At 38.9% G+C, this 21,407-nt stretch carries 18 protein-coding genes; 4 read left to right on the top strand and 14 right to left on the bottom strand.

The features are described from left to right. Positions 1-3: 3 nt before the first annotated feature. Both guaA and guaB read right to left on the bottom strand, forming a co-directional pair. Positions 4-1,581 (bottom strand): glutamine-hydrolyzing GMP synthase, encoded by a 1,578-nt coding sequence (gene guaA, locus A3Q33_RS11990; protein WP_081180148.1) that lies wholly within the window; start codon positions 1,579-1,581, stop codon positions 4-6. 339 nt (positions 1,582-1,920) lie between these two features. Continuing rightward, the gene (gene guaB, locus A3Q33_RS11985; RefSeq protein WP_081180147.1) at positions 1,921-3,393 is read right to left on the bottom strand and encodes an IMP dehydrogenase; all 1,473 of its coding nucleotides are present in this window, start codon (positions 3,391-3,393) and stop codon (positions 1,921-1,923) included. Between the two features lie 190 nt (positions 3,394-3,583). Here guaB and xseA point away from each other — a divergent pair, with 190 nt between their 5' ends. Continuing rightward, on the top strand, positions 3,584-4,921 hold the full coding sequence (gene xseA / locus A3Q33_RS11980; protein WP_081180146.1) for an exodeoxyribonuclease VII large subunit: 1,338 nt from the start codon (positions 3,584-3,586) through the stop codon (positions 4,919-4,921). On the opposite strand, the gene A3Q33_RS11975 is transcribed toward xseA, so the two are convergent. From A3Q33_RS11975 to iscX, 12 genes are all read right to left on the bottom strand, one after another. After that, complete coding sequence (locus A3Q33_RS11975) at positions 4,918-5,601, bottom strand: flagellar brake domain-containing protein (protein ID WP_081180145.1); 684 nt, start codon at positions 5,599-5,601, stop codon at positions 4,918-4,920. The two genes, xseA and A3Q33_RS11975, sit on opposite strands and share 4 nt — an antisense overlap. A 292-nt stretch (positions 5,602-5,893) precedes the next feature. Then, a complete protein-coding gene (der, locus tag A3Q33_RS11970; protein ID WP_081180144.1) occupies positions 5,894-7,369 on the bottom strand; it encodes a ribosome biogenesis GTPase Der in 1,476 nt (491 codons plus the stop codon). A 145-nt stretch (positions 7,370-7,514) separates the two neighbouring features. After that, complete coding sequence (gene bamB, locus A3Q33_RS11965; protein WP_081180143.1) at positions 7,515-8,723, bottom strand: outer membrane protein assembly factor BamB; 1,209 nt, start codon at positions 8,721-8,723, stop codon at positions 7,515-7,517. A gap of 14 nt (positions 8,724-8,737) precedes the next feature. Next, complete coding sequence (locus A3Q33_RS11960) at positions 8,738-9,376, bottom strand: YfgM family protein (protein WP_081180142.1); 639 nt, start codon at positions 9,374-9,376, stop codon at positions 8,738-8,740. Between the two features lie 9 nt (positions 9,377-9,385). Then, positions 9,386-10,660 (bottom strand): histidine--tRNA ligase, encoded by a 1,275-nt coding sequence (gene hisS, locus A3Q33_RS11955; protein WP_081180141.1) that lies wholly within the window; start codon positions 10,658-10,660, stop codon positions 9,386-9,388. 162 nt (positions 10,661-10,822) lie between these two features. Beyond that, positions 10,823-11,941 carry a flavodoxin-dependent (E)-4-hydroxy-3-methylbut-2-enyl-diphosphate synthase gene (gene ispG, locus A3Q33_RS11950; RefSeq protein WP_081151774.1) on the bottom strand — a complete coding sequence of 373 codons (1,119 nt, stop codon included), beginning with the start codon at positions 11,939-11,941 and terminating at the stop codon, positions 10,823-10,825. Between the two features lie 47 nt (positions 11,942-11,988). Beyond that, entirely contained in the window at positions 11,989-12,975 is a 987-nt protein-coding gene (locus A3Q33_RS11945) for a RodZ domain-containing protein (protein ID WP_081180140.1), read from the bottom strand. A gap of 12 nt (positions 12,976-12,987) precedes the next feature. Next, on the bottom strand, positions 12,988-14,340 hold the full coding sequence (gene pilW / locus A3Q33_RS11940) for a type IV pilus biogenesis/stability protein PilW (protein ID WP_155866764.1): 1,353 nt from the start codon (positions 14,338-14,340) through the stop codon (positions 12,988-12,990). Between the two features lie 42 nt (positions 14,341-14,382). After that, complete coding sequence (gene rlmN / locus A3Q33_RS11935) at positions 14,383-15,528, bottom strand: dual-specificity RNA methyltransferase RlmN (RefSeq protein WP_081180138.1); 1,146 nt, start codon at positions 15,526-15,528, stop codon at positions 14,383-14,385. A gap of 277 nt (positions 15,529-15,805) precedes the next feature. Continuing rightward, positions 15,806-16,237, bottom strand: a complete 432-nt coding sequence (ndk, locus tag A3Q33_RS11930; protein ID WP_081180137.1) for a nucleoside-diphosphate kinase — start codon at positions 16,235-16,237, stop codon at positions 15,806-15,808. Between the two features lie 258 nt (positions 16,238-16,495). Further along, positions 16,496-18,190 (bottom strand): NAD-dependent malic enzyme, encoded by a 1,695-nt coding sequence (locus A3Q33_RS11925; RefSeq protein ID WP_081180136.1) that lies wholly within the window; start codon positions 18,188-18,190, stop codon positions 16,496-16,498. Positions 18,191-18,341: 151 nt separating this feature from the next. Further along, the gene (gene iscX / locus A3Q33_RS11920) at positions 18,342-18,542 is read right to left on the bottom strand and encodes a Fe-S cluster assembly protein IscX (RefSeq protein ID WP_081180135.1); all 201 of its coding nucleotides are present in this window, start codon (positions 18,540-18,542) and stop codon (positions 18,342-18,344) included. A gap of 233 nt (positions 18,543-18,775) precedes the next feature. On the opposite strand from iscX, the gene A3Q33_RS11915 reads away from it, so the two are divergent. From A3Q33_RS11915 to A3Q33_RS11905, 3 genes are all read left to right on the top strand, one after another. Continuing rightward, positions 18,776-19,021: a DUF2164 domain-containing protein gene (locus A3Q33_RS11915; RefSeq protein ID WP_081180134.1), complete on the top strand. Its 246-nt coding sequence runs from the start codon at positions 18,776-18,778 to the stop codon at positions 19,019-19,021. Positions 19,022-19,128: 107 nt separating this feature from the next. Then, a complete protein-coding gene (locus A3Q33_RS11910) occupies positions 19,129-20,334 on the top strand; it encodes an NnrS family protein (protein ID WP_081180133.1) in 1,206 nt (401 codons plus the stop codon). Positions 20,335-20,425: 91 nt separating this feature from the next. Continuing rightward, positions 20,426-21,379 (top strand): D-2-hydroxyacid dehydrogenase, encoded by a 954-nt coding sequence (locus A3Q33_RS11905; protein WP_081180132.1) that lies wholly within the window; start codon positions 20,426-20,428, stop codon positions 21,377-21,379. Positions 21,380-21,407 lie beyond the last annotated feature (28 nt).

Here is a 21,407-nt window from a genome sequence, read left to right as displayed (position 1 = left end):
AAGTTACTCCCATTCGATCGTCGCGGGCGGCTTCCCTGATATATCGTAAACCACACGAGAAATACCATCAATTTCGTTAATAATGCGATTAGATACTAATCCTAAGAAATCGTAAGGTAAGTGCGACCAACGAGCCGTCATAAAGTCGATAGTTTCAACACAACGTAAGCTTACAACCCAGTCATATTTACGTGCATCGCCCATTACGCCTACTGATCGTACGGGTAAGAATACCGTGAATGCTTGGCTTACTTTCTTGTATAAGTCATGCTTGTGTAATTCTTCAATGAAAATATGATCAGCGCGACGTAATAAGTCAGCATATTCTTTTTTCACTTCACCTAAAATTCGTACGCCTAAACCTGGACCAGGGAACGGATGACGATATAACATATCGTAAGGCAAACCTAATTCAAGACCGATTTTACGTACTTCATCTTTGAATAATTCACGTAATGGCTCGACTAAACCAAGTTTCATATGCTCAGGTAAACCACCAACATTGTGGTGAGACTTGATCACATGCGCTTTACCGGTAGCTGACGCCGCAGATTCAATCACATCAGGGTAGATAGTACCTTGCGCTAACCATTTAGCATTCTTAAGTTTATTGGCTTCTTCGTCAAATATTTCAACAAAAACATTACCAATAATTTTACGTTTTTTCTCAGGATCATTCTCATCAGCTAAACGATCTAAGAAACGATTCTCAGCATTAACATGAATGATGTTCAGACCAAAATGGTCACCGAACATATCCATAACTTGCTGTCCTTCGTTTAAACGCAACAGGCCGTTATCAACAAATACACAAGTTAACTTATCACCAATCGCGCGGTGTAGAAGCATAGCTACAACTGATGAGTCAACGCCACCAGATAAGCCAAGCACGACTTCGTCATCGCCAACCTGTACTTTCATTTTCTCGATTGCGTCTTCAATAATTGACGCTGGCGTCCAAAGCTTTTCACATTGACAAATATCAACAACAAAATGCTCAAGAATACGCAAGCCTTGCTTAGTATGCGTAACTTCTGGATGAAATTGCACACCGTAAAATTGCTTTTCTTCATTCGCCATAGCCGCATATTTACAGCTAGGGGTTTGTGCAACGGTAACAAAACCTTCAGGAATAGCTGATACTTTATCGCCGTGACTCATCCAAACATCTAACAAAGCATTGCCGTTTTGGCTAACATTGTCTTCAATAGCATTAAAGAGCGCTGACTTGGCAATAACTTCAACCGCGGCATAACCAAATTCTTTATGCTCAGAGCCTTCAACACCGCCGCCCAATTGCTCGGCCATGGTTTGCATACCGTAACAAATACCTAATACGGGTACTCCAGCATTAAACACATATTCAGGTGCGCGAGGAGAATTATGTTCAGTAACTGACTCAGGTCCGCCAGCTAATATAATACCGGTTGGGTTAAAACCTTCAATTTGTTCTTGAGTAACATCCCAAGCCCATAACTCACAATATACGCCAATTTCTCGAACACGACGCGCGATAAGTTGTGTATATTGCGAACCGAAATCTAATATCAGTATGCGGTGATCATGAATGTCTTTACTCATGTTGTTTTCCTACTTTTATTTAACTATAAAATGAACAGGCTGAGCTTTTCTCATGATGAGTTACAGCTCAGCCTATTTGAATTTTGTAGATGAAGGTTTTCTTTCATCTATTTTGTAATTTCTATCAACATTCAATTGAAAGTATTGCAATTGAATGTATTGCAATTGAATGTATTGCAATTGAATGTATTGCAATTGAATGTATTGCAATTGAATGTATTGCAATTGAATGTATTGCAATTGAATGTATTGCCGTTTTATTCAAGTCCGTAGCGCCGAGCTTAATTTGCTCGTTAAGCACTTACAACACTAAAATGGGCGGCAATAATTCAACAGTATCTAACCTGTTCTGTAGTTAGGTGCTTCTTTTGTAATGGTGACGTCATGCACGTGCGACTCACCCATACCTGCAGAAGTAATCTTCATAAATTCTGGTTTAGTACGCATAATTTCTATCGTTGCTGAACCCGTTAAGCCCATTGATGAACGCAAACCACCCATTTGTTGATGGATAATAGCGGCAACAGGACCTTTATAAGCGACACGACCCTCAATACCTTCTGGCACTAACTTGTCTGCTTCGCCATCTGATTTTTGGAAATAACGGTCACTTGAGCCTTCTTTCTGACTCATGGCACCTAAAGAACCCATACCACGATATGATTTGTAGTAGCGACCTTGATAAAGCTCGACTTCACCGGGTGCTTCTTCTGTACCCGCCAACATGCTGCCAACCATGACACAATGTGCGCCAGCGACTAAGGCTTTGGCAATATCGCCCGAAAAGCGAATGCCGCCATCGGCAATAACCGGAATACCTGTACCTTTTAAGGCTTCAACCGCATTCGAAATAGCGGTTAACTGTGGTACACCTACACCCGTAACGATACGAGTAGTACAAATAGAACCTGGACCTATACCAACTTTTACCGCGTCAACGCCAACATCTGCCAGTGCTTTAGCACCGGCGCCAGTAGCAACATTACCCGCTATAATTTGTAAGTCAGGATACCTAGCGCGCGTTTCTGCAACACGGTCAAGTACACCTTGGGAATGCCCATGAGAAGTATCAATTAATAATACATCAACACCTGCAGCCACTAGCGCGTCGATACGTTCATCTGTACCCGCACCAACACCAACCGCAGCACCAACACGTAAACGACCTAGTTCATCTTTACAGGCGTTAGGTTTACTTTCCGCTTTTTGATAATCTTTTACGGTAATTAAGCCTTTAAGGGTAAAGGCATCATCAACCATGAGAATTTTTTCAATACGGTGTTCATGCATCAAACATAAAATCTCTTCACGCGATGCACCTTCTTTAACGGTGACTAATTTATCTTTTTTGGTCATCAATGCTGATACTGGTTTTGTTAAGTCAGTTTCAAAACGTAAATCACGACCGGTAATAATACCGACCAATTTATTTTTTTCATCAACAACAGGGAAACCAGAAAAACCAAGCTCATCCGCTAAACGCATAGTATCTAGGATACTTGCACTAGGGTTAACGGTTACTGGGTCTGAAACAATACCACTTTCATATTTCTTTACTTGAGAAACATTTTTGGCTTGTTCAGCAATGGTCATATTTTTATGAATAAAACCTATGCCACCTTCTTGTGCTAAGGTAATGGCTAAACGCGCTTCAGTTACTGTGTCCATCGACGCAGAGATCATAGGAACATTTAAATTGATCTTTCGAGTTAATTTGGTTTTTAAATCGGCAGTATGGGGCAGTACCGTAGAATGAGCAGGTACTAGTAAAACATCGTCAAAAGTTAACGCTTCTTGGGCAATTCTTAGCATCGCAACATCTCTCTAAAATGAGTGGTTAGGGAGGAAATATTGCGGCAGAATTTTAACCGCTTTCCCAGCTAAGGTAAACTTAAAATTGCAATTAAACGAAAATAAACTGTCGATGATTGTCTAAACAAATATATAATAAGTAGTAATTAGTCCTTTAGTACCTCTTAACAATAGAAAAAGTAAAGCATTTATGGCTCAACAGCATATTCTACAAGTAAGTGAACTCACCAAAAAAGTACGTTTTATCTTAGAAAGTGAGTTAAATACGGTCTGGTTATGTGGAGAAATATCCAATTTTATTGCCGCAAGCTCCGGGCATTGGTATTTATCCTTAAAAGATCAAAAATCACAAGTTCGCTGTGCCATGTTTAAAGGTAATAATCGTAGGGTAAGAATAAAACCACAAAATGGCCAACAAGTATTAGTAAGGGCAAAGGTTTCATTATATGAACCCAGAGGCGATTTCCAACTGATTATCGAACAAATGGACTCAGCGGGTGAAGGATTATTACGACAACAATACCAAGCATTAAAAGACAAACTGCATAACGAGGGCTTATTTGAGCTTCATCACAAGCAAGCTATACCTAAATTTATTCAAACGGTTGGTATTATCACTTCTCCAACCGGTGCAGCAGTAAAAGACATCATCACAGTATTAAACCGCAGAAACCCTTTATTAAAAGTTATTATTTATCCGGTATTAGTACAAGGTGAACAAGCTAAATATGATATTGCACATGCAATAGCCTTGGCTAATCAGCGCAATGAAGTTGACGTATTATTAATAGGTCGTGGCGGTGGTTCACTGGAAGATTTATGGGCTTTTAACGAAGAGTTAGTTGCGCGCGCTATTTTCCAATCAATATTACCCACCATTAGTGCCGTTGGGCATGAGATAGATACAACGTTATCTGACTATGTGGCTGATTTAAGAGCCCCTACGCCATCTGCGGCGGCAGAACTCGTTTCTGCTGATGTAGATGAGCGTATCAATAAAATTGTCGAGCTATTTAATCGTGCGCACTTAGCGCTAAAGCAACAATTAAAACGTTCGACTCACACCTTAACCAGTTTGAACCATAGATTAAGCCAAGTACATCCAGAACAGCAATTACAAAATAAACAGCAAAAATCTGATGAATTGAGTATACGGTTACATGGGCTTATTAACCGGGAGTTAAACCAACTTAAGCATAAGCCTAAATATCTTGAGCAACGTTTACTCAATGCCTCACCATCAAATCAAATAAAGCAAAACCTACAGCAAGCTATTATTCTCAAGGCGAAACTTATTAGCGCACAACAGCGCTTATTAAGCGCTAAACGAGAAAGTTTTGCTCATCAATGTGAACAGCTTCATATGGTTAGTCCATTAGCCACGATTGCTCGGGGTTACAGCATCACCCGTGATGTTGAGGGTAAAATGATTAAAAGTATTAATGATATTAATATAGACACTCATATTAAAGTGGAAGTTTCAGACGGGGTAATAGAGGCTAAAGTTATAGATGTAGAAGTAAATTAGCTTGGTAAAATAACCGCTTCCTGTAAAAGTTTAGTTACTTCAGCTTTACATGTGTCACTAAATTTAACACCAAGCATCACACCACCCGCTTGGATTTTACTGTTACAAATATCAGCTTCTAGCTTGAGGTTTTTTAAACTTTGAAAGTCTTCAATGATAATTTCAACTGGCTTATCATCTGTTAAGGTCAGTTTTTCACCGTTATTAATCATTAGCTTGCAACCTGAGACAGAAATATCAGATATAACTGACGACCAGTATTCATCTTTTATCTTAGTTTTAGCTTTAATATGTGTTTCAATACGCATTGAAGCACGTAAATTTTGTAAACTAACTTCTCTAGGAAATTCAAGTACTAAAATTCGTGATGGTATTTGAATTGATTGCTTAACATTTGACACAAACGCGACTACAGCACCTTCATGACCTTCAATTAATCCCCGCACTGTAACACCCATGCCTGGTGCAATGTATTTTGCAAAGCTGCCCATTTTTGTGCTGTCGGGATATTGTACTAAGACATAGTTTTTTTTCAAATAGCCAATAAAAGTTGACCTGAATTTACCGCGTTGGCCCGCGGGGGTAGACATATCTAGTGTCACTACAGATCCAGGGTGCAACAAAGCCAAATTGTTATTTAACCGGCCTACCGTATCCATTTTTGTAGAATTATCAGACATAAATTTCCAAAAGGTTTAACATAAATGAAACGAAAAAATACAAAATAATACTGTTAAATAAACTGCTTAGCGATTTTAACATTAGCGGAATATTACGGTTAAAGCAATATCATTTATCACTATTATCATTCCACTATCAATTATTACTTAACCCTTTCGCTGAATATAAAGTATCCAATCAGTAGCTATTGAATGAGTAAAAGTTAGAGGGAAGTTTTAGATATAAAAAAAGCTGATATTATGATCAGCTTTTTTCATTTTAGATTCTTACGACCAATTACACATTAACCACTTAGTCTTTCTTATAACCTTGTGTTGCACGTGCCATTTTCTTTTGCTCGGTGTAGGTTAGTTTTTTCTTACCTGCAAATGGATTCGAAGTCTCTCTAAATTCTATTCTAATTGGCGTACCCATAATTTTTAATGATTTACGGTAGTAGTTCATCAAATAACGTTTGTAAGACAGTGGTAAATTTTTCGCTAAATTACCATGAATTACAATGATAGGTGGGTTATAGCCACCAGCATGAGCATATTTCAGTTTAATGCGACGACCGTGATGCATAGGAGGCTGATGATCAAACACTGCCATATCTAAAATCTTAGTCACCATAGAAGTCGAAATACGTTTAGTCGCTGAAACAAAAGCTTCTTCAACAGATTCGTACAAATGACCGACACCCGTACCGTGCAACGCCGATATAAAGTGAATACGGGCAAAATCGATAAAACCTAAACGACGATCTAATTCAGACTTTATACGATCTTTAACATGGTCATCTAAACCATCCCATTTATTTACCGCTAAAACTAAAGAGCGACCTGCTTCTAGAATAAAACCAAGTAAACTTAAATCTTGGTCACTAATACCCTCTTGCGCATCAATAATTAATAAACAAACGTTAGCATCTTCAATTGCACGTAAGGTTTTAATAACTGAAAACTTCTCGACAATATCAGTAACATTTTTACGACGACGAATACCTGCAGTATCAATTAAGGTGTAAGGACGGCCATTATGTTCCATTGGAATGTAAACGCTGTCACGTGTTGTACCTGGCATGTCAAATACTACAACTCTATCTTCACCCAAAATACGGTTAGTTAACGTTGACTTACCAACGTTAGGCTTACCAATAATAGCAAGTTTGATGGTGTCAGTTTCTTCTGGGGCTTCGTCGATATTTTTTTGGTCTAGCGCTTCGTGATCAACAGTTTCGTCATAATCACCGTCAAATTCATCATTTTCTTGAGCTTTGGGTTTACCAAGTTCTTCAATATGAGGAGTTAAAGCCAGCGTTAATAGTTGCGTAACACCACGGCCATGTGCAGCTGCAATTTGATGTACAGTATCGCCTAAACCAAGAGAATAAAAGTCAGCAACCGCAGAGTCAGCATCTATGCCATCAACTTTATTAGCCACTAAAAATACTTTTTTATCTTGCTTACGTAAATGGCTAGCAATACCTACATCAGCAGAGGTTAAACCCGCTCTTGCATCAACCATAAACAGCACGGCATCGGCTTCATCAATAGCAATTAATGATTGTTCTGCCATTAGGGCATCTATACCTTTCTCGTTGCCTTCAATACCACCGGTATCAATTACGATAAAGGGATGTTCTTCAACTTCCGCTTTTCCGTATTGGCGATCACGAGTTAACCCTGGATAGTCTGCAACTAAGGCGTCTCGACTGCGCGTTAGTCTATTAAATAATGTTGATTTGCCGACATTAGGTCGCCCAACAAGTGCTACTACAGGAAGCATGTTCACCTCAAATTTCTCTTTAAACTAATATAATATTAGTTTTATTAATAAACAACGGCTCCAGCACATTTTGCACTGGAGCCGTTTATAATTTTAGCCTAAATATTTAACTAGCCAACATTTATTAACTGGCTACTCGAATATCTTATTTTGAAATAGTAATCGCTTCTAAATCACCGTTACGCGCTTGGCTATACAAAACGTTATTTTCAACCGTTGGTGTAGCATGAATCCCACTACTGTCGACATGATGACGAGCAACTACTTCACCTGTAGATTGATCTAACCAATGCAAATAGCCTTCAAAATCACCTATTACAACATAGTTACCAAACGGAACAGGTCCCGTTACACCACGGTTGGTAAACGATAATTGGCTCCAAAGCTCTAAACCGTTATTGCGATCTATAGCATATACGTGACCTTTAACATCGGTTAAAAACAAGCTATTACCACTGATCGATATTTCATTATATGATGAATATTGGCGCTGCCATAACACTCGGCCTGAACGTAATTCAACTGCGCTTAAATTACCACGCGAAGATACAGTATAAATATTATCACCGTATACCAATGGCGTTGAATCAACATCGATAACACGTTCTAGTTCTGTAGAGCCAGCCGCTTCACCAATATCTACAGTCCAGCCTTGACGACCTTGCTCAAGTAAATATACGGACAATGAACCGTCAGCAGAGCCAACAATAACACCGCCACCCGCAATGGTCGGCGCACTAATACCACGTAAAGTCAGAGGCGGTACATCTTGTTCAACTTGCCAGTCGTCTTGGCCATTTGAAGCATTAAATGCCTTCATAACACCAGAAGCAGTATTCACGACTAGCTTGCCTGAATCGAGTGCTGGCGCAGCAATCACTTCACCTTTAACTTTTCCTTGCCATGACAACTTGCCACTTTCAGCTTCAAGGGCAATAACATCACCATTTTCACTACCGTAAAAGACTTTATTAATACCAGCAACAGCACCACCACTAATTAAAGCTGGTACTTTATCGTCGAAAAAACCACGTTTATTTTCAACGTCGCTTAAGTCGGCATACCAAATTTTTTCACCGGTATTTTCATCAAATGCGTAGGCTTCACCATCACGACTTGCGCTAAAAACTTTTCCGTATGCAACAACAGGTTGTATGCGAGAGAAGTAACGCCCTACACCATCACCTACACTTACATCCCATTTTACAACGGGTTCAAACAATGCTTCGATTTCGGTTAATTCGGCGACCCTTAGATCTTCATCTTCATCATCGGTTGATGAACACGCAGAAATACCTACCGCTAAAAAACAGATAGCAAGAAGGCTTTTGTTAAAGCGTTTACTGGTAAACATGCCTACACCACTCTCTATTTGTTTAAGTTAATGACTTGCGCTAAGTTATCTAATTTCATTTGCAAAGCAGGGTTAGTGCCATCAGTAGCATCATCAATCGCCGCTTGATACGCATTACGCGCTAGCTCTGTTTTACCTTGTTTAAAGTAAATATCACCTTTAATTTCTTCAACGCTAGCGTCAAATGAAGCGGGTAATTTTGGCGTTAATGTCGCTAGCGCTGCTTCATATTTCTCTAACTGTAACTGCACTCGAGCTAAACGCACGGTAGCAATTGCTTTAATACCGTCATCAACTGATTTGTCGATAGCTGTGCTTAAATACGTGTGAGCTTGCTCCCAATCTTGTTTTTCAGCAGCTTCTTTAGCTAAAGCAATCGCCGTTAGCATGGTGTAACTTGATGCGTCATTCTCAGCAATAAAAGCTTTACCCGCGGCTTCAAAGGCAGCGCTATCTTCAGTCGCGGCTTCAATCATCGTTTGATAAGCTTCTGAAGTGTTTAGCTCTTGTTGCAATTTATGGTCGTTATAATAATTAAGGCCAATAAACCCTGAAAAACCAATGGCTAAACCTGCAATAATTGCATTTCCATTGTTACTCCAAAAACTTTTGATTGCTTCGACTTGTTGTTCTTCTGTTTGATGTATATCCAAAACTAACCCTTAAAGTAAATTTGTTAAAAGACTTGGCACTTGATCAAGTGGCAAACTTTGTTGTTCTTGTTGTCCGCGCAAATATTTTACGGTTACCGTTTTTTGAGCTATTTCATCTTCACCAAGAATCAATGCTATTTGGGCTCCCGATTTATCTGCACGCTTCATTTGTTTTTTCATATTGCCACCACCACAGTGAGATTGTAAGCGAATATCTGGCACTAAATCTCGCCATTGTTCTGCTAAACCGTTAGCGGTGATTTCAACGTCATTTCCTAGCATAATAACGTAAGCATCTACTTGAGCTCTAATATTATTAGCTTTTTCTAAACTGGTCAGCATTAACACTAAACGTTCAATGCCTAAAGCAAAGCCAAAACCTGGTGTTGATTTACCACCGAGTTGTTCAACTAGACCGTCATATCGGCCACCAGCACAAATAGTGCCTTGAGCGCCTAAGCTAGATGTCACCCATTCAAAAACCGTGCGATTATAATAATCTAATCCGCGCACTAAACGATCGTTAACCACATACTTTATGCCCGCCGCATCTAAACGCTGACAAACAGAGGCAAAATGTTCACTAGACTCTTCGCCAAAATAATCCGCTAATTTAGGTGCGCCAACCAAGGCGGCTTGCACATCTGGATTTTTACTGTCCAGAACGCGCAATGGATTGGTGTGCATACGACGCTTACTATCTTCATCTAAAAGGTGTTCTTTTTCAGTTAAGAATATCACTAACGCATCACGATACTTTCCACGCTCTTCGTTCGAACCCAATGAATTTAGTTCTAGTGTGACAAATTCATTAATACCAAGTTCCCGCCAAAGTCGAGAAGTTAACATAATGATTTCAGCATCAATATCTGGTGTTGCTATACCAAAGGCCTCTAAGCCAAATTGGTGAAATTGACGATAACGACCTTTTTGCGGACGTTCATGACGAAACATCGGTCCCATATACCATAAGCGCTGCTCTTGGTTATACAGTAATCCATGTTGATTACCAGCACGCACGCAACTTGCAGTACCTTCTGGTCGTAATGTTAAGCTGTCACCATTGCGATCTTCAAAGGTATACATTTCCTTTTCAACAATATCGGTAACTTCGCCTATAGAGCGTTTAAATAGAGCCGTTGACTCGACAATCGGCATACGTATTTCAGCAAAGCCGTAATTACTGGCAACTCGGCGCAATACCGCTTCTACCATTTGCCATATACCTGTTTCGTTAGGTAAACAGTCGTTCATACCTCTAATTGCTTGTAGTGCTTTACTCACGTATCATTTTCTCGCTAGTGTTTATCTATTCAGTTATCTATTCATTGCTTATACAAAGAATAATTTTATCGCGCGCGCAAACATATTTTACCGCGCGCATAGTATAGGCAGTTTGCTATCAAACGTAAATAACAGTGCGATAGCGTAATGAATTAAGCCTTATTAATCGATCTCTTGTATCGCAATTTTATAACTCGCATCGAGCATTTTAGCTTTTGCGCGAATTCGTTGTTCAAGCTGGTCTACGAGATTATTATTATCAAAGCGCTCTTTTTGGCGAATACCATCAAGGTAATAGCCACTTTTTTTACTGCTGCCGGTTAAGCCTAAATCAGAGATTAGCGCCTCACCTGGACCATTAACAATACAACCAATAATTGAAACATCCATAGGCGTCATAATGTCTTCAACTCGTTGCTCTAAGGCATTTACTGTTGAGATAACATCGAACTCTTGACGCGAGCAACTTGGGCAAGCAATAAAGTTTATGCCGCGACTACGCAGCTTAAGTGACTTTAATATATCAAAACCGACTTTAATTTCTTCTATAGGATCAGCCGCTAATGAAACTCTCAAGGTATCGCCAATGCCTTCGGCAAGTAACAATCCAAGCCCAACAGATGATTTAACTGAACCTGAGCGTAAACCACCGGCTTCTGTAATGCCTAAATGCAAAGGATTATCTATTTGTTTCGCTAATAAGCGATAAGCACCAACGGCAAGAAAAACATCCGAAGCTTTTACACTAACTTTAAACTGATCAAAGTTTAAGCGGTCAAGAATATCGACATGGCGCATGGCTGATTCTAACAAGGCTTCTGGAGTTGGTTCGGTATATCTTTCTTGAATATCTTTCTCTAAAGAACCGCCGTTAACGCCAATGCGGATTGGGATGTTATTATCACGAGCACACTCAACAACAGAGCGAACTCTGTCTTCACGGCCAATATTTCCTGGGTTTATACGTAGACAGTCAACACCATATTCCGCAACTTTTAAGGCAATACGATAATCAAAATGAATATCAGCAACTAACGGAATATTAGTTTGTAGCTTTATTTCACGAAAGGCTTCAGCAGCGTCCATTGTAGGTACACTTACACGAACAATATCGGCACCTACTGCTTCAAGTGCATTAATTTGAGCAACCGTTGCTGCAACATCAGTGGTTAGCGTGTTGGTCATTGACTGCACCGTAATAGGCGCATCGCCACCAACAGGAACATTGCCGACCATAATTTGGCGGGACTTTCGACGAATAATAGGAGATTCTTTAAACATAATAAAACTTCAATATTGTTACGTTAATTAAACAAAACTTTACCGTATTAAGGCGCTAGTGGTAATGAAAATTTGGCAATATTCCCAGCATTATATACAGCTAAATCAACTGGGACGTCATTGTAATCTATTTGTACTAATTCAGGTTTTCCTAAAGTAATCGAAAAAGGCGCTTGGCCTGAAATTCGCATTATATAGCCTGATTTTTTTACGCCCCAAGCAATTCTTTCACCTGTAGCATCATATATATTAACCCAACAGTCGCCAGAGAAAGTAAAGACCACATTAGCCGCTACAGTAGATACACTCTGCTCAACAACTTTATCATTCTCCAAGCCAATTTTAGCGTCGCTTAAGTCACTGTTAGATAATATATCTTCAACTTTAACCAGAGCTTTTTTGCCGATATTTTCAGCAGTTACGCTTGTTTCAGCTTTAATAGCGTTAATTTCACTAAGAACGGACTCGCCATTTTGCTCAGTGCTTACATCTGTTGAACTGTTTTCATTAGTTACATTAACTTGATCAATAGCACTATTATCTAACGCTGACATCTCTAAGGCATCAACCACTATCGGCTCTGGTTGCTCAGATGGTGTTTGAAGCCACCAAACTACGGTTGCTGTAAATAATATCGCTAAAATCAGATAAGTGATCCACATTAGCATGTTATGTTCAGCTTGTTTTGCAGTGCCTTTAGAAAAGCTTTGCATGCCAGCACATTCGCGCTGTGTTACCGCTAATTGGTCGTAACTGTTTAAAACATCGGCTTCTGCAATATGAACCAACTTAGCGTAATTCTTAAGGTAACCACGATTAAAAGCTTCAGGCAAACTACGGTCAAATTTATTAATTTCAATATCTTGTACTAAGCGGGTTCTAAAGTTAAGTTTTTCAGCAACTTGTTCTGCACTTAACCCGCGCAATTCTCGCGCTTCTTTGAGCATAAGCCCAGGACCCACTACGTCTAACTCTTCTGCAATTTCTGCAGCGTCATTATGTTCATTTTTCAATGTATTAAGCTCTTGCTTCATCAAGCGTTTCTCTTAGCGTTTAGTCGCTGACTTTGGATCTGCGAGATAGAGAACATCACCAATTTTTAAAAGATAAGGGCGGCGTAACTTATTCCAACGCTCTAAACTTCTCATTACAATATTGTAATGCTTAGAGATAGCGAACAAGCTATCGCCTTTTATAACAACATGTATAGGTAATGACACCATAGGTGTTCTATTTACTTCTGATTTAACCGCTGCTTCTGCCGCCGATTTTTCAGTCTTTATTAATTCATCAGTTGGCGTTTGTATAGCCGGTTTTTGTATCGGCGCTTCTTTAGCCGCAACTTGTTGTCTATAGCTTTCAGTGTCATTACTTTCGTCGTTTATTTCTTCAGACTTTACGTTCGACTTTACTTTCGATTCTGCTTCTTGCTCGGTTGTTGGCATAACAGAATTAGCCATAATAGGCTTTAAACCATGACGACTTAAACTGTCTTTCTCTGGCGAAGTTGTTACTTTCGGAGATAATACCACCACACGCTTTTTACTTTTTCTAGTGCTTTTGTCAGAAAGTGAAGCGCGATATTCTTCAGCTAGTTTGTCCGCATCAATCTGATAAAGTTCATTTAAAATATATTGTTTTGCTTCAAAAGAGTTTGGAAACATTTTAACGAGCATATTGCCATAATTTACAGAAATACGCTTATTACCTTGGTTAGCAAAGATTTTGAACGCTAAGGCTAGGGCATCAGGAGTAAATCGACGTGTTGATTTTTCATAGCGGTGAAGGTAACTTTGCGCTGATTTATAATCGCTTTTTGCATATTGCAAACGCATCATTTGCAACAGAGAACTCGCTCTGTTGGGACTATGAGCTATCGCCTTTTCAAGATATGTTTGGGCTTTATCGAACTGATTGGCTTTGAGTTGACATAAAGCTAAGTTTTCATAACTTTGTGCAACTAAAATATAGCTAGGAATGGCTATCGCTCGCAGCATCTGTTTTTCAGCCGCAGCATATTTTTCATTTCGACATAAAAATACACCATAATTATTGAGTGTATCAGCATCTTGATCATTAATGCTTAGTGCATGTTCATAGGCTTTAGTCGCTAAAACTGGCTCACCAACGGTGTCGTAATAATGAGCAAACGCTGTATGAACTTGTACTAAGTTAGGCGAAAAACGCTTCGCTTTTTCTAAATTCAATTTAGCTTGTTGGGTATTACCCATTTTTAAATAACCTAACCCGAGAGATATTCGGGTCATGGCTATTTCATTATTACTGGATTCATTTTCAATTAACGGCGTATCTTTATCATTGCCATAATTTTTCGTCACACAGGCAGTTAATATACTTGTCGTTAGCAACGCGATAAATAACGGTAATAATTTTTTCATAATTAAGGAGCTGTCACTTAGTAAGTTTTGATTTAAAAGCAATTAAACCATCTTTACTGAAATTGACTCAGCTTTCACCTCTTTTTTTCCTGTCCGCTTGGTTCTGTCTAAAACATCACCTGCTAATTGTCCACATGCGGCATCAATATCGTCACCACGTGTACGACGCGTAATCACTGTCAGGCCATAGCTTTGTAGCACTTTATCGAAGCGGTCAATACGAGAATTACTCGAACGTTTATATGGCGAACCTGGGTAAGGATTAAATGGAATAAGATTAATTTTACTCGGTAAATCTTTCAAAGCATGCGCTAATTCATGTGCTTGATCTGTACTATCGTTTACATGATCAAGCATTACATATTCGATTGTCGCCTGTTTATTAGCTTTTGACCCGTCGATATAACGACCGGCAGCTGCAATAAACTCTTCTAATGGATATTTTTTGTTAATCGGTACTAATTCGTCACGTAAGGTATTGTTACCCGCATGAATAGATATTGCCAATGCACAGTCAATTTTTTCTTTTAACATATCTAAGGCCGGTACTACACCTGAGGTACTAACCGTTACACGACGTTTCGATAAACCGTAGCCTAAATCATTTAACATGGTATCTAATGCTGGGATCAAATTTTTCATGTTAAGCAATGGCTCACCCATGCCCATCATCACTATATTAGTTATAGGGCGTGTGCCTGCAATGCGTGTGGCACCAATATCATTAGCTACGCGCCATACTTGACCAATAATTTCTGCCATAGAAAGGTTACGGTTAAAACCTTGCTGTGCTGTTGAGCAAAAAGTACATTCCAATGCACAACCTACTTGAGACGAAACACAAAGTGTGGCTCTGCCATTTTCAGGGATCCATACGGTTTCAATTTCTTGACCACCTTCTAGGCTTAATGAGTACTTTATAGTGCCGTCGCTAGATACTTGTTTTTCTGAAATTTCAGGTGCTTTAATTTCGGTATCACGTTGCAGTTTTTCACGTAATTTTTTATTTAAGTTGGTCATCAACTCAAAATCATCGTAGCCGAAATGATACATCCACTTCATAATTTGGTCAGCACGAAATGGCTTTTCGCCGATTGAAGCAAAATACTCTCGCATACCTTGATGATCTAGGTTGAGTAAGTTAATTTTTTTCTTCACTGGGGTTACTACTTCGGTTACGTCACTCATGATAAAAGCTTCTCAAAACTACAAAAATTACAGAACAAATTGTACGCTTTTTGTGCAAAACAAACAATTTAGTGGCTCTATTTTAAATCTTTAAAGGACTTAAACTAAATAAAAGTCAATGTTCTCAGTAGTATGTACACTGGTAAAAACACTCAATTTTATATGGTCTTAAAATAGACAAAAGGATTTTACCGATTAATCAGTAAAATCCTTCAAATTAATTTTTAAACTACATGAGGCTGTTCTTAATCAGACAGCCTAATAGTTAAATTTAAAATTAACGTGTACGTGAACAAATTTCTTCGTCAGCGAAGAAATAAGCAATTTCACGTGCAGCAGATTCTAAAGCATCGCTACCGTGAGCTGCATTTTCGTCAATTGAATCAGCAAGGTCAGCACGAATAGTGCCAGCAAGTGCTTCAGCTGGGTTAGTAGCACCCATGATTTCACGGTTTTTAAGAACAGCATTTTCGCCTTCTAAAACTTGAACCATTACTGGACCAGAAGTCATGAATTCAACCAAAGCACCAAAGAAAGGACGTTCGCTGTGCTCAGCGTAAAAGCCTTCTGCTTTTTCTTTTGATAAATGAATCATTTTAGAAGCAACGATTTTTAAACCAGCAGTTTCAAAACGGTTGTAGATTTGACCAATAAAGTTTTTAGCAACTGCGTCTGGTTTTACGATAGAAAAAGTACGTTCGATAGCCATGATAGCCCTTATAATAAATTAGAATTAAAATACGGTATAAATTTTGGCGCGATTATAGACGAATTAAAAGCAAATGCCTAGGGTTATCATTTTAGTCTGAGAGTTATTAGCAGGCATATTTCAACCGAAACTTGTCAGTGTTTAACCTTTTAGTTCCAGTTTACGAGTGATAAGAAAATATAAAAAAACGCTCATCAATGTGAGCGTTTATAAGGTAACTAATTATAACTCATTAAATTTTTTAGTTATTAATAACCGTTAAATACTCACTCGACGATATTGACGATATTGTGGTGTCCAAAAGTTACGATCTATATTTTCCACCAGTTGTTCATCTGATAATGGTAATGCTAACCCTTGCTCAAAAGCGACCTTAGCAACCGCAAAAGCTATTTTCTTACTCAAATTAGCAATTTCGACTAAAGGAGGTAGTAATTCGCCCATACCTGTATTTGCTAATGGCGATGCTTGCGCTAGCATGGCGCTTGCTGCCATTAACATTTCATCGGTAATACGATTAATGTTTGCTGCCACGACACCCAAACCAATTCCTGGGAATACATAGCTGTTATTACACTGGGCAATAGGAAAAATTTCACCTTTGTATTCAACAGGATCAAACGGACTACCCGTGGCAATAATAACCTCACCTTCCGTCCAGTTAATCACTTGTTCAGGCGTAGCTTCTACTTGTCGGCTTGGGTTACTAAGCGGGAATATTACCGGCGTATTACAGTGTAGTTTCATCGCTTTAATTACCGCTTCAGTGAATAAACCTGGCACACCGGAAACGCCAATTAAAATAGTCGGCTTAGCGCCATGCATTACCTCAAGTAAAGAAGCGTAATCACCTTCGGTATTCCAGAGTTCTACTGCAGACTTTTGCTGCACAAGTTGCTCTTGAAAATCTCGTAAGCCAGGCATCCCATCTGTTAATAACCCAAAACGATCGACCATATATATTTGGCTACGTGCTTGTTGCTCAGAAATACCTTCACTGACCATTTGTGAAATAATTTGCTCTGCAATACCACAACCGGCGGAGCCAGCACCAACAAATGCGACACGCTGTGCTGATAGCGGCTCTTTTTTAGTACGACATGCTGCTAATAATGTTCCAACGGTAACTGAAGCAGTACCTTGTATATCATCATTAAAACAACAAATTTCATCACGATAACGAGTTAACAGCGGTGTGGCATTGGGTTGTGCAAAATCTTCAAACTGTAATAAAACATTTGGCCAACGGCGCTTAACCGCGTTAATAAACATATCTAAAAACTCATCGTATTTATCTTGTGCAATACGAGGATGACGCCACCCCATGTACATAGGATCTTTTAATAGTTTTTCATTATTAGTACCAACGTCAAGCATCATAGGTAAAGTGTAGGCTGGGCTAATGCCGCCACAGGCAGTATAAAGTGATAGTTTTCCAATTGGGATCCCCATACCACCAATACCTTGGTCACCTAAACCTAAAATTCGCTCGCCATCGGTAACAACAATGACTTTGACTTTGTTTTTTGTCGCATTACGTAAAATATCATCAAGCTGGTGGCGTTGATCATAAGACACAAACAAGCCCCGAGAGCTTCGATAAATATCTGAAAACTGTTCGCAAGCATCGCCAACTGTAGGCGTATAAATAATGGGCATCATTTCAGCTAAATGCGCCTGAACTAACTTATAAAACAAGGTTTCATTATTGTCATGTATAGCGCGAAGATAAATATGCTTATTTAAATTAGTTTCAAAACTACGATACTGCATATAGGCACGTTCAACTTGTTCATCAATAGTTTCAAAACGTGGTGGCAATAAGCCAGTTAAATTAAAATGAGAGCGTTCTTCCTCACTAAAAGCACTGCCTTTATTTAATAATGGCGTTTCGAGCAAACTTGGGCCCGCGTGTGGAATATATAATGGACGTTGATTTTTTTCAGTTGTCATAGTGAAGTATGGTCTTTATATTTTAAGTGAATGACGAATATTCATCATCATAATAATCATGCGCACAGTATAACCAAATATCACTTTTTGAAAAGTGATAACCCACAATCGCTGAGTTTTAATTGCCAGCTAAAGATGTTTAGACCGTGTCTTAATCAGCTTCAGAGATCCAGGCTAGCTGGATAGCTTCCAGTACGCGTTCACCACAGTGTTTAGGGTCATCGTCAAAGTTTTCTAACGCTAGTACCCATTGCATTAACTCAGGAAAGTGTAATTTCAGCGGGTCTACATCCGGATGTTCTTCGATTAGATCAAGTGCTATTTCAAGTGAGTCTGTCCAACGATAAGTCATAGTATTACCTTTTAATTTTGTTAATTAATAATCAAGCCAAACCACAAACTATCAGCAATTAACATCAACACCAACCACAAAATAATCATTCGTGATTTACGGCAAAATTGACAGTCGGTTTGCCACCATTGTTTCAACGACGATTTATTCACAGTTTATTACTTAAATAAGTTTTCATATGCAGAGTATACTACCAATTAATTGAACACGATTCATGCAAGGAAAGTGCATTTATGTCCCCGATAAAGTTTACTAATACCGAAAAGTCCCTATTGATCGACAAACTACAACGTTATTTTACTAAAGAATTAGATCAGGAGCTTGGGCAGTTTGATGCTGATTTTTTACTCGACTTTTTTACTGAAGAGTTAGGTGCAGTATATTACAATCGTGGTTTATATGACGCTCAAGCCCTTATGGCAGAAAAAATTGAGTTAATTTCAGAGCAAATTGTTGAATTAGAATTACCGGTATCTTAAGCGCTATTAATAATGAGTGTAATAACGCGCTATTATTTGATTTAAAGCAAAGTTATTATTTTTTATGACGTTATTATCACCACAACATAAATAGTAAAGGTTGCATTATGATGCAAGTTCCCGACACAGAAAAGACCCAACAAATAGCGCCGTTATTTAGGCTTGGCTTTCGTCCTTTTTTTCTCGGTGGCACCTTATTTAGTGTTTTCACCATGCTGATATGGCTTTTGCTTTACAGCGGAGTGTTAAATTTTCAACCTTTAGGTGGTGGTTACTGGTGGCATATTCACGAAATGATATTTGGTTTTGGCTGTGCGATTATTGCGGGTTTTCTTTTAACCGCAGTACAAACATGGACTGGATTACCCGCTGTGCAAGGAAAAACGCTTACCGCTTTATTTATTTTGTGGTTAATAGGACGAGTGCTTGTTATGTCCCCTGGTTTACTGGGTACAGCGTTTACCACACTAGTCGATTTAGCATTTTTACCCACTGTGGCTTTTATATTGGCGAAACCAATACTGGCAGTTAAACAATATCGGAATTTATTCTTCGTGCCTTTATTGGCATTTTTTACCATCGCTAACGTACAAATGCACGCCAGTATTTATTACCCAAGTTCAGTGTCTCCACAAACTGCGGGTTACGCCAGTGTAATGTTAGTTACATTGCTTATTTCAATTATGGCAGGCCGTGTAGTCCCGATGTTTACCGCTAATGGTACTAAAACAGCTAAAGCATCAGCACTACCTTGGCTTGATAAACTGACCAATGGTTCACTTGCTCTTATTACTATTCTCCTCTTGTTACACCCCTTTATTGGTATGAACAATTTTTATATCGGTATAATTTTCATTTTTGCTGGCATTTTTCAAACAATTCGTTGGTTCAGGTGGCGCCCTTGGATCACCCTAGAGATACCATTACTATGGTCATTGCACCTCACAATCAAAGTCTTAGCCTTTGGTTTGATATTGCTTGGCCTGAGTTATTTAACCCCTAAAATTCCTTCTAATCATATTTGGCATTTACTCACTATTGGTGGTATTGGTGGTGTAATTCTTGCGATGATCTCACGGGTGTCTTTAGGCCATACAGGCAGACCATTACAAGCCCCTAAGCTTATGTCATTAGCTTTTTTAACTATAGTGCTAGCGAGTATATTGCGCAGTTTTGGTCCTTGGCTAATGCCAACAAAAACCCTGTTATTTATTGATATTAGTGCTTCGCTTTGGATAGTGAGTTTTACGCTTTTTATTGTTTTTTACGGGCCTATGCTATTAAAAGCGCGCACTGATGGCCGCCCTGGTTAGGCTATATTGATTAGAAATCAGTATTTATTGGGTCGCTCATCAGCATAAAGTGATATAAACTTAGCAAAATTTTTCATTTTGAGTGAGCAACATGCGCGCGGTATTTTTAGACTATCAAACTTTTAGCCCTTCCCTTGACTTATCTGCGCTTAATCAGGTAGTTAGTAAACTAGATTTACATGCCACAACAGCACCAAGCCAAATATTGCAACACTGTGCAAACGCTGAAATTATATTGAGTAATAAGGTAGTTATTGATAGCGACACACTAAAGAAATTACCGCATTTAAAATTAATATGTATAACCGCTACCGGCTATAATAATGTTGATATTGTTGCCGCACGTGAGTTGGGTATAGCGGTAACTAACGTCAGCGGATATGCAAAAAATTCCGTTGCACAATATGTATTTGCCCAACTATTGGCCTATTACAGCCAAGTCGAAAGTCACAATAACAATACCCGTAATGGACAATGGCAAACGAGTGAAACATTTTGCTTACACGGTGTGGGTAGCGATGAATTAACCGGTAAAACCATTGGTATTGTTGGTTATGGTGCATTAGGTAGTAAAGTGGCGACCATTGCCCGCGCTTTTGACATGACAGTATTAATAGCCGAAAGACCTAATGCCCTGAACATACGTAAAGACAGAGTCGCTTTTGAACAAGTCGTTGCCCAAGCCGATATTATTAGCTTACATTGTCCACAAACCGCGGAAACTGAAGGTTTTTTCAACGAAGAAGTATTCAAAGCGATGAAAAGTAGCGCTGTACTCATTAATACCGCCAGAGGCGCTTTAATTAATAACCATGACTTATTAAATGCATTAAATAATAACCAATTAGCGTGTGCAATTTTAGATGTATTAGAGCAAGAGCCACCGCCAAAAGATCATATTCTTTTAGAAGCTCAATCAACTAAATTGAAAATAACCGCGCACATCGCTTGGGCCAGCCAACAAGCACAGCAAACCTTACTTAATTTAGTCGCCAACAACATAACGGCATTTAAGCAAGGCAATCGCACTAATCGCATCGATTAATACTTTTAAGCGAAAACCATATAACTTG

It is taken from the genome of Colwellia sp. PAMC 21821 (assembly GCF_002077175.1).
Classification (GTDB): domain Bacteria; phylum Pseudomonadota; class Gammaproteobacteria; order Enterobacterales; family Alteromonadaceae; genus Cognaticolwellia.
This window is presented reverse-complemented; position numbering and strand designations above follow the sequence as displayed.